This is a genomic window from Bacteroides intestinalis DSM 17393 (assembly GCF_000172175.1).
In the GTDB taxonomy this organism is placed as follows: domain Bacteria; phylum Bacteroidota; class Bacteroidia; order Bacteroidales; family Bacteroidaceae; genus Bacteroides; species Bacteroides intestinalis.
Genome location: NZ_ABJL02000007.1, coordinates 86,021 through 103,773, shown reverse-complemented (window position 1 = coordinate 103,773; position 17,753 = coordinate 86,021). Strand labels below are relative to the sequence as shown.

The following is a 17,753-nucleotide window of genomic DNA, read 5'->3' as shown; positions in this document are numbered from 1 at the left end:
GGGTATAGAAACGTTTCATGACAGGAATTTACCCCTCCGGCGACCTGTTTTTGTCCCCTCTCCTTTACTGAATATAGCTTGTTTTGTCACAAGAATTTAAACTTGAGTCATAACTATTATGAGAAAAGCAAGCAAGCTATTATTTTTGTGTATGGTGATGTTAGTCACCACCTTTTCGGGCGGTACACTTCGTGCATCCGGGCGTAAAATCCTTTTCAATAAGGATTGGAAATTCCATTTGGGCATTGCGGCCAATACCGAACAGCCGGAATACAATGACAGCCGTTGGAGAGTACTCGACCTCCCCCATGACTGGAGCGTAGAACCACTACCCTTTCAGAAAGAAGGAATCACCGTCGGTCCCTTCTCGCGCATGAGCGAAGGAGACATCGACACCGGGCAGACCGTGGGCGGTGAAGGCTGGTACCGGAAAAAATTCACCCTCTCCGGAGACGATGCCGGCAAACGCATTGTCCTTTATTTCGAAGGAGTGTACAATCAATCCGAACTCTGGATAAATGGCAAAAAGGCTAACTTCAATGCTTACGGCTATACTTCTTATAAGGTAGACATCACCCCCTATCTGAATGCTCCCGGCACCCCGAACGCCATTGCCATGAAAGTGGTGAATGCAGGGCGCAACAGCCGTTGGTATGCCGGTTCGGGCATCTTCCGCCACGTGTGGCTGATGAAGACGGAGAAGCTCTATCTGGACGAGTGGGATACCTTTGTCGATGCTTCCGAACTGCAAAAGAAGGACGCTGTGATTAAGTTCTCCACTATCATACACAACGAGGCCCTGCAAAATAAATCAGGTAAAATAGGTATTAAAATATATTCACCTGCCGGAAACGAAGTGTTTTCAACCTCACAGGACGTGCTGCTCTCCGAAGAGACTCCGGTAGCAACATCTTTCTCCATCAAAAAGCCCGAGTTATGGTCGGTAGACACACCGGTGCTCTACACGGCAGAAGTATCGCTATTCTCCAACGAAAAGGAATATGATAAGATTACCGTTCCTTTCGGCATCCGCACCCTCTCTTTCTCTGCCGACAAAGGTTTCCTGCTGAACGGCAAACCTGTGAAACTGAAAGGAGGCTGCATCCATCACGACAACGGACTGCTGGGAGCGGTTGCCATAGATCGTGCCGAAGAGCGGAAGGTGGAACTTATGAAAGCCAATGGCTACAACGCCGTCAGATGCTCTCACAACCAAGTGTCCGAACACTTTCTTGATGCCTGCGACAGGCTTGGCATGCTGGTCATTCACGAAACGTTCGACCAATGGCAAGCTGCGAAGCGTGAACAAGACTATCATCAGTTCTTTGATGAATGGAGCGACAGAGACTTGTCCGCATCTGTCCGCCGCGACCGCAACCATCCTTCCATCATCATGTGGAGCATCGGAAATGAGGTGGCACAGCGTGCCGATGAACCCGAAGGAGACTTGATTTCGAAGAGACTGGTCGGAACCATCCGCAAATACGATACGTCCCGCTTCACAACCATAGGGTCAAACGATTTCTGGGACCGCCGCCAGTTCACCTGGGATAAAGACTCCTATAGAATCTTCCGGAACCTGGATGTGGCAGGCTACAACTACATCTGGTGGAAATATGAAAGTGATCATGCAGCCTATCCCGACCGCGTCATTTATGGCAGCGAGTCTTATCCGAAAGAAGCCGCCCAGAACTGGAATCTTGTAGAAAAGCATCCGTATGTGATAGGCGATTTTGTCTGGACGGCTATCGACTATCTGGGTGAAGCCGGACTGGCTCATGCCTTGTACCTGGGTGAGGGCGAACACAATCCGCAATTCATGGGTTGGCCCTGGTATAATGGCTGGTGTGGCGACATCGACCTTTGCGGTGACAAGAAGCCCCAATCTTATTATCGTGATGTGCTTTGGCGGGAACGTCCGCTGACGATGGCCGTACATGCCCCCGTTCCCGATAATAAGAAAGAAGTGGTGAATGGCTGGGGATGGCCCAACGAACTTGTAAGCTGGAACTGGAAAGGATTGGAAGGACAAACCCTGTCAGTCAACGTATACAGCCGTTCCCCGAAAGTGAGACTCTACCTGAATGGCAAGCTGATAGGTGAGAAAGAAACCGGCAAGGAGAATTATACAGCCACCTTCGAGGTGCCTTATGAACCGGGCATTCTGAAAGCGGTGAATTCAAAAGGCAAGGAAGAATTCATATTGAAGACAGCCGGAGAGCCTGCCGCCATACGTCTGACTGCCGACCGGAATACCATCAAAGCCTGCAAGAACGACCTCTCTTACGTGAAGATAGAGCTGGTAGACAAAGACGGAAATGTAGTTCCCGATACGTCCTTGCCCGTCAAGATAGCATGCAGTGGCAAGGGAACCGTTATTGCCAGTGGAAATGCTGCCTATGATGACATGAAAAGCTTCCGTTCGCTTACCCCCAACACATTCCGGGGAAGAGCCATCGCCATTGTTCAGCCCACGGAAGAAAAGGGTGAAATACGGGTGACGGTCTCTGCCGAAGGAATGGAGGATGCCTCTGTACTGATACATGCCGAATGATAGAAGCGGTGCCGTCGCACTCTTTAAACACACATATATATACGTTTAACTTTAAATATATTATTATGAAAAACAAATGTCTGAATTTCCTTCTGTTTGTTGTTGTTGCCTTCGTGAGCCCGGGTTTGCTGTGGGCTCAGAACCAACCTGTCAAAGGAAAAGTATTGGATGAGAAAACGAAAGAGGCTCTGATAGGAGTTTCTGTTCTGGAAGCGGGTAGCACGTCTAACGGTACGGTGACTGACCTGGACGGTAACTTCTCCCTCTCCGTGCCCGAAGGCGCCACGCTGCGCATCTCTTATGTGGGATACTTGGTACAGGAAATCCCTCTTAACGGAAGAAAAAGCCTGGAAGTGCTTCTAAAGGAAGATACTGAAATGCTGGACGAAGTGGTAATCGTGGGCTATGGTGTCCAGAAGAAAGCTACCTTGTCCGGTTCTGTAACCAGCATCGGCGGCGAAAAGCTGGCAAACACCCCTGTAACTAATGTCAGTCAGGGACTTGCCGGACGGCTGCCTGGTGTGGTTGCCATCTCCAATACGGCAGAACCGGGTTACGATGGAGCTACCATCAGAATCCGTGGTGTCAACACTTTCGGTAAAGCCGACCCGTTGGTGGTAGTGGACGGCGTTCCGGGACGCTCGCTTGAACGTATCGACCCCAGCACCATTGAGACTATGTCCGTCATGAAGGATGCTTCGGCTGCCATCTATGGTGCACAGGCCGCCAATGGTGTAATTATCATTACCACCAAGCGGGGCAAAAAGGGTAAACCCACCGTAAACCTTTCCTATAACTACGGTATATCCCGTCCTACCGTCATCCCCGAAATGGCGAATGCTTCCGAATACGCCACTTTGTTGAATGAGATTGATAAGTACGCAGGCAACAAAGAACGCTATACCCCGGAAGATATTCAGAAATACCGTGATGGCTCCGATCCCTGGTCGTATCCCAACACCGACTGGTTCAAAGAAACCTTGAAACCCTGGTCTCCCCAGACCTATGCCAATGCCACTATCGACGGCGGTACGGACAACATGACCTACTTCGTCAGTGTATCTGCTAAAACCCAGGACGGATTTTACCGCAATAGCGGAACCAAGTACAACCAGTACGACCTGAAATCGAATCTGGACCTGAAACTCAATAAGTACATCAACCTCTTCATGAACCTCACGGGGCGTATGGAAGACCGTAAATATCCCACTCGTTCGTCCGAGAATATTTTCAGAATGCTGATGAGGTCCAAGCCCAACATGCCTGCTTATTGGCCCAATGGGCTCCCGGGTCCCGATATCGAGTTTGGTGATAACCCGGTAGTGATTGCCACCGACGCCACAGGCTACGAGCGAGACAAACGCTACATACTGAACGGAGACTTCGGCGTTAACATCAATGTTCCTTATGTGGAAGGACTCACTCTTAAAGCCACTGCCTCACTGGACAAGAACTTCCGTTTCCGCAAGATATGGCAGACCCCCTGGACTTTGTACTCATGGGACGGGACATCCATGGATGAAAACAATAATCCTCTTCTGGTAGAAGGTAAGAAAGGTTTCAGCGATCCCCGTCTCAGGGAGTCTATGGAAGACAACCAGAATATCCTGCTCAGCGGCATTATAAACTATAACCGTACTTTTGCTGAGAACCATTCTGTAAATGTGCTGGCGGGTGCAGAAAGAATCACCGGTAAGGGAGACTCCTTTGAGGCGTTCCGCAGATATTTCATTTCCACTGCCATTGATGAACTGTTTGCCGGTGGACAGGACGAAATAAATAATACCGGTAAGGGGTATAAAGAGGCGCGTCTCAACTACTTCGGCCGTGTGAATTACAGCTATAAGTCCAAGTACCTGGCCGAATTTGTATGGAGATACCAGGGCTCATATATCTTCGACCATTCCAATCAGTTCGGCTTCTTCCCAGGTGTTTCATTGGGTTACGTCATCTCCGAAGAGAACTTCTTTAAGAAGGCGCTGCCTTTCGTCCACTTTGCCAAAGTCCGTGCTTCCTGGGGAAAGACGGGCAACGATATGATCGATCCGTATCAGTATCTCGCTTCTTATACCTTCAACAACCTGATGTACCTCACGAATGGCGGTGTAACTGCCAATCAATCCCTGATGGAAAACGTAGCCCCCAACGTCAATGTAACCTGGGAGACAGCTACTCAACAAAACATCGGTTTAGACTTGCAGTTCCTGAATGGCGACTTGGCTGTAACCGTCGATTACTTCTACAATAAGCGGAAAGACATCCTTTGGAAGCGGAATGCTTCTGTTCCCAATACTTCGGGACTCACTTTACCCGATGAAAACCTCGGAAAGGTGAAGAACCAGGGTGTTGATTTCAGCATAGATTATCGCAAACGTTTCAAAGACTTCTCTCTGGGAGTAGGCTTGAACGGAGTGTATGCCAAGAATAAAATTCTCTTTTGGGATGAAGCTCCGGGTGCTCCCGATTATCAGAAGTCAACGGGGATGCCCATTGATGCCGGACTTTATTATGAGGCCATCGGCATCTTCAAAGACGAAGCTCACGTGGAATCCTATCCGCACTGGGCAGGCGCCCGTCCCGGAGATATTATTTTCAGGGATGTAAATGGTGACAAAGTGATTGATGGCAACGACCGTGTGCGGAATGACAAGACCAAGACTCCCACCTTCACGGGCGGCTTGAACGTTGACCTTACCTATAAGGATTTCGACTTCTCCGTATTGTTTCAGGGTGCATTTGGCGGTGTATTCCAGCAAAGCACGGAATCGGGTGACTTCGGAAACTTCCTGAAGAGTTTCTATGACAACCGCTGGACGGAAGATAACCCTACAGCCAGTTTCCCGCGTACCTACAACCGTAGCAATGAATACTGGGTGAACCAGCCTAATACATTCTGGCTGCACAAAACGGACTATGTTCGCCTGAAGAACATTGAGTTGGGCTATACCGTGCCCAAAGTCTTTACCAAACAAGCCGGCATCGAAAGAGTACGCGTGTACATCAGCGCTTATAACCTGCTGACATTTAGTCCCGACATGAAGGACTACGACCCTGAGAATACGAGTGGTTCCGGCTACAACCACCCGTTGAACAAAGTATTGAATTTTGGAGTAAATGTAACCTTTTAATTGAAATGTTATGAAACAGTTTAAGATATTCGCTATGCTGATGATGCTGATGTTCACGGCATGTAATGATGATTTCCTCAATGTAGACCCGCTGGACCGCTATTCGGATGCTGCGGTCTGGACGGACAAGGCGCTGGTGACTTCGTTTGTCAACAACATCTATCAGGGGCAGTATTATGGCTTCCACACCGTGATGTTCTCTTCCCTTTGCGATGAAGCAATGGAAGTATGGTCTTGGGAGAGCCAGCCCGTTGTGAAGAGTGAGATTAACCCGAGTTATCTGGGCATCCTGGGACCCGGGTTCTGGATTTATGCTTTCAATAACGTCACGTGGAACAGGCTGTATAAGAATATCCGTGCTTGCAACATCTTCTTTGAGAATGTGGAGAAGTACGAGTTGCAGGGGAATGACATAGACCAGTTGCGGGGAGAAGTGCACTACTTGCGCGGTTATTTCTACTATTGGCTGATGAGCTTCTGGGGCGGTGTGCCACTTATCGACAAGTCTTATTCACCTTCGGACGAGTTGTTGGTGACGAGGAATACACTGAAAGAAACGGTTGACTATATTGTGAAGGAGCTGGATGCTGCCGCTGGCTTGCTACCTCTGAGCGGTGATAAGGCGCGTGCCACTAAAGGTGCGGCATTGGCATTGAAGTCGCGGGTGCTGCTTTATGCGGCAAGCGACCTGTACAACTCTCAGGCATCGTGGGCATCCGGTTACAAGAATCCGGAGTTAGTGAGCTATGTGGATGGTGACCGGCAAGCCCGTTGGGAAGCAGCCCGGAAGGCGGCAAAGGATGTGATGGACCTTAATATCTATCGTTTGTACGGCGAAAATGGATTCTCAACGGCGGAAGAAGCGACTGACAACTATGTGAATCTCTTCTTGAATAATGGAAATGATGAAGATATTATGCTGACATACTATGACATTGTAAATAGCAACAACGGGGATTTCCAGTGCCCGAGTCTCGGTTTGTTCAACTCTCCCAACGGTTTCCATGGTTGGGGTGGCAATGTGCCTACAGGGCAGATGGTAGATTCTTATGAAATGATTGATGGCAGCAAGTTCAGTTGGGACAACCCGGAACATAAGGCGGAACCTTATAAGAACAGAGACCCGCGTTTTTATGCCTGTGTGCTTTATGATGGAGCGAAATGGAGGCAACGTCCTGATGACGTGATTGGTTCCGATCCGGAGGGAATTGTGCAGACGGGCTTCTATGAGAATGCAAATGGTTCTTATAATCCGGGGCTGGATACCCGCCAAGGGCCGATAGAAGACTGGAACGGGACATACACAGGATATTATATGCGTAAGTTTATTGATCCCGCTGTTAATCATCAGTATGACCGCCAGAACTATCCTTTCCGTCAAATCAGGTATGCAGAAGTGTTGCTGAACTATGCTGAGGCTTGCCTTGAACTGGGAGATGAAGGAGAAGCTGTGAAGTATATCAATAAAATCCGTACCAGAGCCGGAATGCCAGATATTCCGATGGGAGTGACCGGTGCCGCGCTGGTGGAGCGTTACCGCAATGAGCGGAAGATTGAGCTGGCTTATGAACAGCATCGTTACTTTGACATCCGCAGGTGGATGATTGCTCCCGATGTGATAAAGAATGCACAGGGTATTGATATCCGTTATCCTTATGGAGGCGGCAAACAGGTTTATTCAATTACGGAAGTACAGGAACGGGGATGGAAGAACAAATCTTATTTCCTGCCTATCCTCTTGGACGAGATACAGAAGAATGAACTGCTGATACAGAATCCGGACTACTAATTTTTCTTTGTCAGTCGAATCTGTCTTTTCAGATTATCGTGTAATCGCATTGTGGTAGGCTAATACTGCAATGCGATTACTATATTTGTAGCTTTTGGCTTAAAAGTGGCATTTTTTGGTAGGATTCTATCCTATACCTTTGTGTGGCATGTCCTATCTTTGCAATTGAATAGTTATCTCTAATACTAAACAAAAGATGAGGCGTATTGTTTTTTTGGATTATGTGCGTGTATTTGCGTGCTTTCTTGTCATGGTTGTCCATGCTAGTGAAAACTTTTATGGTGCTGCCGGAGCTACGGATATGGTGGGGCCGCAGTCCTACTTGGGTAGTGAGGCGGATCGGCTATGGGTAGCTGTGTACGACGGTTTCTCACGCATGGCGGTGCCACTGTTTATGATTGTCTCTGCCTTTCTTCTTGCACCGATGAAGAAAGAACAGACCATGTGGCAATTCTACCGTCAACGTGCCATTCGCATCTTGCCGCCATTCTTCATATTCATGATACTGTATAGTACGCTTCCGATGTTGTGGGGACAGATAAACGGAGAAACATCATTGAATGATATGTCGCGGATACTCCTGAACTTTCCGTCACTGGCCGGACACTTGTGGTTCATGTATCCTTTGATCAGCCTTTATCTGTTCATCCCCATCATATCGCCGTGGTTGAGTAAAGCTACGGCTAAAGAAGAAAGGTTTTTCATTGGTTTGTTCCTGCTTTCGACCTGTATGCCTTATCTCAACCGCTGGTTCGGTGAAGTATGGGGACAATGTTTCTGGAACGAATACCATATGTTGTGGTACTTCTCCGGTTACTTGGGATACCTTGTAATGGCGCATTATATACGTGTACATCTTACATGGAACCGTTCCAAGCGTCTCACTATAGGAACTATTTTAATGGTGGTAGGCGCTGTATGGACGATCTATTCATTCTATGTCCAGGCCATTCCCGGAAAAATTCTTGTTACTCCTGAAATAGAGATCGGATGGGCTTTCTGTACTATCAACTGTGTGCTCCTTACGGCAGGTACATTCCTTCTTTTCACATGTATAAACCGTCAGAATCCGCCACAGGTTATTACAGAAACATCAAAGCTCAGCTATGGTATGTACCTTATGCATATATTCTGGCTTGGGTTATGGGTAACTGTGTTCAAGCATAACCTGGCATTGCCTACTGTTGCTGCTATACCCTGTATTGCAGTAACTACATTCATTAGCTGTTTCATCGCTACGAAGATTATCTCATTCATACCGGGCAGTAAGTGGATCGTAGGATAAGAGCTTATATGCAGATTATTGAATTAGATTCTATGTTTACTGATATGGCAATTTTCTAATAAATTATATCAAATTACTCATTCAATATTTATTAGATAAACACTATATTTGTACACTGTAAATCTATGAATTACTGTATATTATGAAAAGCTATAAATCCCTTGTATTGTTGATTCTTTCTATCTGCCTGGCTTGTCCGGCTTTGTTATATGCTGTAGAAAATCCTGTTTCTATAAAAAAACTCAAGGTGGAATATGCCGAAATGCCATTAGGCATCGATGTAGAAAAGCCTCGTTTCAGTTGGCAAATGGTGGTGCCGGATACCGAAAGAGGTTATTCGCAGAAGGCCTATCAGATAATAGTGACTGATGAAAAGGGCAGTTTGGTATGGGATAGCGGAAAAGTGTCGAGTGACCTGTCACTGAACATAGAATATGCCGGTGCTCCTTTGCAACCTGCTACCTGCTATTTCTGGACGGTCAACGTTTGGAATCAAAGAGGCGAGCAATCATCGGAAACTTCTTGGTTTGAGACAGGATTAATGAGTAAAACTTCCCCTTACGAGGGATGGAGTGGTGCCAAGTGGATAGGTGGCGGAGATAAAGACAGGATGCTCTATTCTCACTATCTCCCGGTATTCAGGCTGAATGTTTCACTTCAGCTGGATGAAAAGTCGAAAAGCACACGTGCAAGCTTTGTCTACGGAGCGAATGATAAGCGTCTGATGGATAAGAATAAGAACCTGTATCACTTGCAGAATGGAAAAGATGAATCTTATATTAAAATAGAATTGAGCATTGATTCACTCGCTTCGGGTAAAAAGGCAATGCTGAATGTGTATCGTGTGGGATACCATCCGGGCGATCAGGGAAGCGTTCCTTTCAAAAGTTTCCCTGTTCCGCTGACATGGATTCATGAAAACAACAAGTATGCACAGCATACCATAAGCCTTACTTCCGATTTGGGGTTTACAAGATTTTATGTGGATGGTGGTGAAGAGATTGGTTGGGTAAATCTGAATCCACTGGGACAGGGAGGTGATTTTATTGCTTTCCCGGTGGTAGGCGATGTCGGTTTTGATGTTCCCGCAGGGCAATCTGCTATTTTCCCGCAGATGGAGATTGCTAATTTCAGAAGTCCTTCGAATGTGATAACTACTTGTAAAGAAGGGAATAACTGGATAGATGGCGATGTTTCCGGTGCTTTTCGTACTTTCACTCCCAAAGGCAATTCTGCCCCTATGCTTCGTACGGTTTTCTCTACTCCGCATACAGAAATAACCAAAGCTCGCTTGTATGTTACTTCACGTGGTATTTATGAGGTTTATCTGAATGGCAAGCGTATAGGAGAAGATTATTTTAATCCTGGAATCACCCAGTATAATAAAACCCATCTGTACCAGACGTTTGATGTAACGGAGTATGTTCATTCCGGCAGAAATGCCCTTGGCGCTTTACTGGCAGAAGGCTGGTGGAGTGGGGGTGCTACCTTTACGGGAGACAATTGGAACTTCTTCGGTGACCGCCAATCTTTATTAGCAAAACTGGTTATCACGTATGCAGATGGCCGGACCGATGTGGTGGTAACTGATCCGTTATCCTGGCAGTATTTTAGTGAAGGTCCTATTGCTTACGGTAGTTTCTTCCAGGGCGAAGTGTATGATGCTTTAAGGGAAACGGCAGTGGAAGGATGGAGCATGGCCTCTTATGATGCATCTGCCTGGAAACCGGCTCATGAAGTTGCCTTGGAAGGTAATATCAGTACGGTAGGTAATCCGAATATGCCGTGGGTGAATGATTATTCAGGCTTTGAACTTATCGGGCAGTTTGGTCAGACGGTGAAACAAATAAATGAGTTGACGGCTCTCTCGGTGGAAGAAGTCCGCCCCGGTGTGTTTGTGTATGATATGGGGCAGAATATGGTAGGAGTTCCCCGGATTAGTTTATCGGGCATGAAACCCGGAACGGAAATTACATTGCGTTTTGCTGAGGTGAAATATCCCGATTTGCCGGAATACGAAGGGAATATCGGTATGATTATGCTGGAGAATATCCGTGCCGCTATGGCTCAGGATGTTTATATAGCCAAAGGTGGGCAGGAAACCATCTCTCCCCGCTTCACCTATCATGGCTACCGCTTTATAGAGATCACAGGCATTGATAAACCGTTGCCTGTGGGAGCGGTGAAAGGGGTAGTACTAAGCTCTATACACGAATTAGCTTCACGCTACGAGACTTCCAATACTCAGGTGAATCAGCTTTGGAAGAATATAACCTGGTCTTCTTATGGAAACTTCCTTTCTATTCCTACGGACTGTCCGCAACGCAATGAACGGCTGGGATGGGCAGGAGACATTTCTGTCTTCTCGCGCACGGCAACTTATCTGGCGGATGTTCCGCAATTCCTGAGACGCTATCTCCGTTCTATGCGTGATGTTCAGCGGACGGATGGGCGTTTTCCGGATATTGCTCCATTGGGTGGTGGTTTTGGCGGTCTGCTGTGGGGAAGTGCCGGAATCACAGTGCCTTGGGAGTGTTACCAGCAATATGGGGATACCATTTTGTTGAGCGAACACTATGACGCCATGAAACGCTATATTCAATACATCATCGATAATACCATCGAAACAGAAACCAACCTGATTGTTCAAACTCGTTCGTGGGGTGATTTGTGTGATTGGCTGGGGCTGGAGGATGAGAAGAATGACAAATCTCTGGTATGGGAAGCCTACTTCATTTATGATTTGGAGTTGATGGCTAAGATGGCGACTGTCCTTGGTAAGGTTACCGATGCCGAGTGGTTTCGTGAACTGCATGCCGCCCGGAAGGATTTCTTCAATAAAACGTATATAGAGCCTGAGACCGGAAAGACCCTATTTTCGGCTTTTGTCCCTGAGAAGAAAGGATCACATATCGATATACAGACTTCGTATGTGCTTCCGTTGGCTTTCAATATTATTGATGAAGAGAATCGTAATAAGGTGATTGCCAATCTTGCAGAGACTGTGAGAAGGGAGAATACCACGGACAGAGGTCAGCAATGCCCGTCTTACTCTCTGATGACAGGTTTCATCGGCACATCATGGATCAATAAGGCTTTGTCTGACTACGGGCATTCAGACTTGGCTTACAGGCTACTTCAGCAGACCAGTTATCCTTCGTGGCTTTATTCCATTGAACAGGGAGCCACTACCATCTGGGAACGTCTGAACTCTTATACTCGCACGGATGGCTTTGGTGGAAACAATCGCATGAATTCTTTCAATCATTATTCTTTCGGTGCCGTGGGTGCCTGGATGTACAATTACTCTTTGGGAATACAGCGTGATGAAACTTTTCCCGGTTTCAAGCAGTTCGTTCTGAAGCCGATGCCCGATCCAACCGGGAAGATGACGTATGCACGGGGATATTATGATTCTATGTATGGACGTATTGAAAGTGGCTGGAAAGTGGAGAGCGGAGTGATTCGTTATACTTTCACTGTACCTGCCAATACTACAGCTACCCTATATCTGCCGACTGCATCATTGAGGGATGTTCGCGAGAAAACGAAACCTGTCCGGAAGTGTAAAGGAGTAGAATTTATCAGTGAAGGAAATGGAGAGGTGGTTTTGAAACTTCTTTCCGGCAGCTATTCGTTTGAGGTGAAGAAGGATTATCCGCTTGCGGCAAGGAAGAGGAAGAAATACGTCTTCGTCCGGTAATGATGGTCATTTGAGCTTGAAGAAGAGATTTCTGTTGTATCTCTTGCAGTTTGGCTGTTTCTTGTTCCCTATTGTAGAATTTCATAATCAAATGTTTACGTAGATAGAATACAGCTCCGTAATGGCCATTTACTTTTTATTCTCTGAATATAGTCAAAGCCTTGTCTGCTCCGTATTAGCTCCATGTCTATACACTTGGACTTGGTACGGACTTGGTATGGACTTGACACGGAGTTGGTATGGTGAAGGGATGGAAAAGAATAGTATCGGAAAGTATGGGTATAAAAAAAGGAGTACCGCTGTACTCCAACCTTTGTTAACCTTAAATCTAATACTATGAAAAAAATCACATTGCAAATATAAGAGCTCACCCTGTTTTTTCCAAATGTTTGCTTCCGTTTGATATTCCTTTTATAATTCTTTCACGGATATTCACTGTTTTCGCACACGAACTGTCTTTTTGAGACAATATAGTGGATGATAGTGGCTAAATGATTATCAAATAGCATGAGACCTCTTTTATGTTACAAAGTTGCAAATCTGTTTCATTCGTTTCACAGAAGCTTCCACACCCTGAAAAGAGTTATAATCTTCGTATTTCTTTCAATTTTTTAAATATACATTTGTCATATACAAAGCAAAGTTATGAAGGTTCGCGTAGGTTTATATATATTCTTAATACTCTCTTTTTTGATATTAGGAAAAGCAGAGATGCGAGCTGAAAGATTAGCAGCGAAGAAGGATATTTGCAACCCGACGGACCGAATGTTTCAACCGGAAACCTGGAGCAAAATATACCAATGGGTAATGAATGATCCGCAGGTGCCGGATAAAGAAGATGTGCTGGCGTTAATCCGGCGACACTTCGGGAACTTTGAAAAGCTGATAAAGCTGTTGCACTATTTGGATGGTGGAAAACCTTACGCTTATTTGTCGGAACATCAATTCCGGAAAGTAGAACGGATAGGGGAGATAAAAGACAGTTTGTCGATAGCTACATTAGCATTGCCTGTAAATACTCTACCGGAGGGAAAAATGGAACTAATGACTTTTTCTCCGTATGTTGAGGCAGAAAGTAAGAGGGAAACCCCGCGTAGAACAGTGATTGCATTGAAGAACAATATACTTTATGATTTAGCTTTGGCTCCGAATGTGGAGGTGGAATTGCCCGTAGGGCAGCGGTGGTCTTTGAATATGGAATATAAATGTCCCTGGTGGTCGAACAATAAGCGCGGCTTCTGTTACCAGCTTCTTTCGGGAGGTGCTGAGGTACGTTACTGGCTTGGGAATCGTAAGAATCGTGAACGGTTGACGGGACATTTTCTGGGAATATATGCTGAAGGGGGAGTGTACGACTTCCAGTTTGATAAGGATAAAGGATATCGGGGAAACTATTATGCAGCTTCTGGACTGACTTATGGTTACGGTCATCGACTGGCCCGGCACCTGGCTCTTGAATTCAGTCTGGGGATTGGCTATCTGGAAACAGAATACCGAAAATATACTACCTACGAAAGTGATTTGATATGGACAAGTAGCGGACGCTATCATTTTATAGGGCCTACGAAAGCCAAGGTTTCTTTGGTATGGCTCATTCAGGGAAGGAGGCGGTAGCTATGCGGTGTACAAAATGTGTGTTTCTTTTGCTTCTATTGGGGCTATCGGTGCTTTTAGCGGGATGTGAATTTAGAGATATACTGGATGATTATCCTGTCAGCGGAGTACAGATCAAGCTTGATTGGAAGGGGGTGACGGAGCAGTTGCCCGAAGGAATGAGGGTGATCTTCTACCCGAAAAGCGAAGAAGGAAGAAAGGTGGAGAACTATCTCTCGATTGAAGGGGGAGTGGTGAAAGTGCCACCGGGATATTATGACATGGTGATTTACAATTATAATACAGAGAGTGTGTTGATTCGTGGTGATGGGGCGTATGAGACGATTGAAGCTTACACCGGACCGTGTACAGGGCTTAATAGCAGTGAAGCGATGGTGTGGTCGCCAGACCCTTTGTATGTAGTAAGTGTGAAAGATATGAAAATAGAAAAGAGTGAGAAGATGCTTTTGATGGAGTTTCAACCGAAACTGGTAGTCAAGAACTATTCTTTTGAAATAAAGGTGAAAGGATTGAAGAATGTGGCAAGCATTATCTGTAATGTAGACGGGATGAATGGTTCTTATTACATTAGTAATGGCTCATGTACAGCAAGTGTTGCCCCAATTTATGTAGAGGCCCGAAAAGGAGGTGATGTGATACGTGGTAGCTTTTCTGCTTTTTTTGTATCAGAATCAGCAGGCACACGTTCAGGCAGCGAGGTAACGATGAAATTACTACTTGTGAAGGTAGATAATACGGTTCAGGAAGTCAAGGTTGACATAACAGCCGCTGTAACTGCTCCATCTCCTCCGCCTACTCCTCCTGAAGAGGGAGAGGGAGATCCGGCAACGGATATTGAAATACCGATTGATGAAGAAATAGAAGTGGATGATGTGGAAGTTCCTCCCGGTGGAGGCGGTGGTATGGGTGGTGATGTCGGTGATTGGGATGATGAGACGGATGTTGAATTACCTGTGAATTGAAAGTAAACAAATAAAAATATTAACTTATAAAACAAACGATTATGAAGAAGATTTTATTGGCAGCAGTTGCTGCGTTGGCAATCGTAGGTTGCTCACAGAATGAAGAGATTGAGAAGGCTGGTGAAAAGGCAAAAATTAACTTTGGCGCAGTAGTGAGTAATGCTACAAGAGCGAATATTGTGAATAACGCAGATTTCAAATCCTTTAAAGTTTATGGATATAAGACGGCAACGAAGATAGGCCCTGATGTTACACTTGGAGAGTTTATGCCGGGTGTGGTAGTTAATAAAAAGGATGTGAATAAGTGGGAGTATACTTCTGGCCCATATTATTGGCCTACGACTGGATTTGTACAATTTTTCTCTGTCTCTCCAGAACAAACTCTGACTGTAACGACAAACTATCCTCATTTTGACTATACAGTTGGTGAAATTGGTGATCAAAAAGATTTATTGGCTGCAAATTTGATTGATAAAAATAAAGATGCTGGTGATCTGCAACTTCCATTCTGCCATTTATTGACTCAGGTTAATTTCTCAATTAAAGGTGAAGTCGGATTTACTTATACATTAACTAAATTAGAACTTACAGGTGTGAAAGATCAGGGTACTTTTACTTTTGATGGTTCTAAAACTGCAGGAACTTGGACTGAAGTTAAAGTATCGGCTACTCCTACTGTATATGCCTATACGGGTTCTGTTGAATTGATTTCTAATGCGGATGCAGATGTTTCTAATTTAGATCAATCTACTGCTGCTTTGTTTATGCTCTTACCTCAAGCTATTGCAGCTGATGCTGTAAAGGTGAAAGTCACTTATTCTGCAAAAGTTACAGAAGAAGGAGGAAACGGTCAATCTACTCTTGAAGATGGTGTAAAAGAAGTATCTCTTCCTGCTATAACATGGGAGAAAGGAAAACGTGTCCGTTATACTTTAAGTTTAACAAGTGATGCTGCTCAGGTGACATTTGGTGAACCAGAATGGGGAGAATGGAGCGATGCAGAGCCTCAGGCTGATCCTATAACTCCTGTTAAATAATCTTTTATAAACCTTTATTTTTCCCCAAAGACTTTACAAAACGTAAAGTCTTTGGGGCTTTTTGGTATCTTCTCATCATATTTTTATTTTCGCCGCACAATAACAAACAAAAAACATTCAATCTACAATGCAAACTTACTCTGCGTGTGGTGTAGCCATATCGTGTCAGCAGTGCCTTAAGACTGTGACTCTTATGTATATGATAGAAAATATGATATTAGCATTTACGGGTCATTTACAACAGGATGTAAAAGCATTTACCGCTGTATGTAACGGATTTTACCTTTTATTGTAACGCTCTTTACCTCGGTATGTAACGACCTTACCTCGGCGTGTAAATGGAGTTACCGTGTGGGGTGTGATACAAAGAATTAGAATTCAAAAACTATATAAGTAGCTTGGAATGCACAGAGAATATACTACTTTTGTATAAACTTATAATTTATCAAGGTTATAGAATGAATTAACGAAATGAAAAAGAATTTACTATTATTATTACTATGCCTGTTTTGTTCAGTTAACCTTTGCAATGCAAAAGCAAAAAGTACATTTAGAGTTTTTCAATTAAACCTGTGGCATGGAGGTGCTAAAGTGCCTAATGGAGATCAAGGAATTATTGATGTATTGGACCAGATGGATGCAGATGTAGTTTTCTTATGTGAAGTCAGAGATGGAAAACGGTTTATACCACACGTGATAGAGGAATTGAAGAAGAGGGGAAAGCATTATTATGGAGAGACTTTCGATCTGGCAATTGGTATTTTAAGTAAATTCAAACCGGATAGCATGACTAAATGTTGCATTGTACCGGGTGATGAAAGCCGTGCTATGGTGAAAATGACAACCACAATCGAAGGGCAGCCAGTTTCTTTTTATTCCTGCCATTTAGATTATCGGAATTATGAATGTTATATGCCACGTGGATATAGTGGCACGAGCTGGAAAAAGATAGATAATCCTATAACAGATGAGTCCGAGGTTCTGAAAGCCAATCGTTTGTCATTCAGAGATGAGTCTATCCATGCTTTCGTACAAGAAGTGCAAACCGATATTAAACAAGGACGTCCGGTTATTATGGGAGGAGATTTCAACGAGCCTTCTCATTTGGACTGGCAGGCGGACACAAAAAATCTATGGGATCACAATGGGGCTGTCATTCATTGGGATTGTTCTATGATGCTTCATGAAGCTGGATTCAAGGATAGTTATCGTGAAAAATATCCTAATCCTGTTCGATATCCCGGCTTCACATTTCCCGCAGGAAATAAGCTTGCAGAAGAAGCTAAACTGGAAAAATTAGCTTGGGCCCCCGAAGCCGATGAACGTGACCGGATTGATTTTATTTATTATTATCCGATGAACTCGATTCTTTCATTGAAAAATTGCATATTGGTAGGTCCTTCCGAAACAGTTGTGAGAGGCATAATAATAGAAAATGATTCCAAAGATAAGTTCCTGACCCCTTCCTGTGTTTGGCCTACAGACCACAAAGGGAACCTTGCAACTTTCAAGATTCATAAGGCTTCTTCGAAATCGTTATAAGAGACTGCGCTTGCCATAGCATTATTGGATAGATTGAAGAATTATCCCCGAAGACTTTCACTTTTGTAAAGTCTTTGGGGATTTTTTTGTTTCTTCCCATAATATTCTTATTTTTGCCGCACAATAACAAACAAAAAAC

General features: G+C 44.9%; 9 protein-coding genes. All 9 read left to right on the top strand.

Annotated elements, in window-relative coordinates:
- Positions 1-118 precede the first annotated feature (118 nt).
- Positions 119-2,554: a glycoside hydrolase family 2 TIM barrel-domain containing protein gene (locus tag BACINT_RS04460; RefSeq protein WP_007660916.1), complete on the top strand. Its 2,436-nt coding sequence runs from the start codon at positions 119-121 to the stop codon at positions 2,552-2,554.
- Entirely contained in the window at positions 2,551-5,682 is a 3,132-nt protein-coding gene (locus BACINT_RS04455; protein ID WP_007660915.1) for a SusC/RagA family TonB-linked outer membrane protein, read from the top strand. Before BACINT_RS04460 ends, BACINT_RS04455 begins: the two co-directional genes overlap by 4 nt.
- 10 nt (positions 5,683-5,692) lie before the next feature.
- Entirely contained in the window at positions 5,693-7,471 is a 1,779-nt protein-coding gene (locus BACINT_RS04450; protein WP_007660914.1) for a RagB/SusD family nutrient uptake outer membrane protein, read from the top strand.
- 196 nt (positions 7,472-7,667) lie between these two features.
- Positions 7,668-8,756 carry an acyltransferase gene (locus tag BACINT_RS04445; protein ID WP_007660912.1) on the top strand — a complete coding sequence of 363 codons (1,089 nt, stop codon included), beginning with the start codon at positions 7,668-7,670 and terminating at the stop codon, positions 8,754-8,756.
- 142 nt (positions 8,757-8,898) lie between these two features.
- Complete coding sequence (locus tag BACINT_RS04440) at positions 8,899-12,459, top strand: family 78 glycoside hydrolase catalytic domain (protein ID WP_007660911.1); 3,561 nt, start codon at positions 8,899-8,901, stop codon at positions 12,457-12,459.
- Between the two features lie 645 nt (positions 12,460-13,104).
- Positions 13,105-14,073: a DUF3575 domain-containing protein gene (locus BACINT_RS04435; protein ID WP_007660910.1), complete on the top strand. Its 969-nt coding sequence runs from the start codon at positions 13,105-13,107 to the stop codon at positions 14,071-14,073.
- 2 nt (positions 14,074-14,075) lie between these two features.
- Positions 14,076-15,035, top strand: coding sequence for a DUF5119 domain-containing protein (locus BACINT_RS04430; protein WP_115502279.1), 960 nt, complete (start codon positions 14,076-14,078; stop codon positions 15,033-15,035).
- A gap of 41 nt (positions 15,036-15,076) precedes the next feature.
- Positions 15,077-16,072 carry a fimbrillin family protein gene (locus tag BACINT_RS04425; RefSeq protein ID WP_007660908.1) on the top strand — a complete coding sequence of 332 codons (996 nt, stop codon included), beginning with the start codon at positions 15,077-15,079 and terminating at the stop codon, positions 16,070-16,072.
- Between the two features lie 471 nt (positions 16,073-16,543).
- The gene (locus tag BACINT_RS04420) at positions 16,544-17,614 is read left to right on the top strand and encodes an endonuclease/exonuclease/phosphatase family protein (protein WP_007660906.1); all 1,071 of its coding nucleotides are present in this window, start codon (positions 16,544-16,546) and stop codon (positions 17,612-17,614) included.
- Positions 17,615-17,753 lie beyond the last annotated feature (139 nt).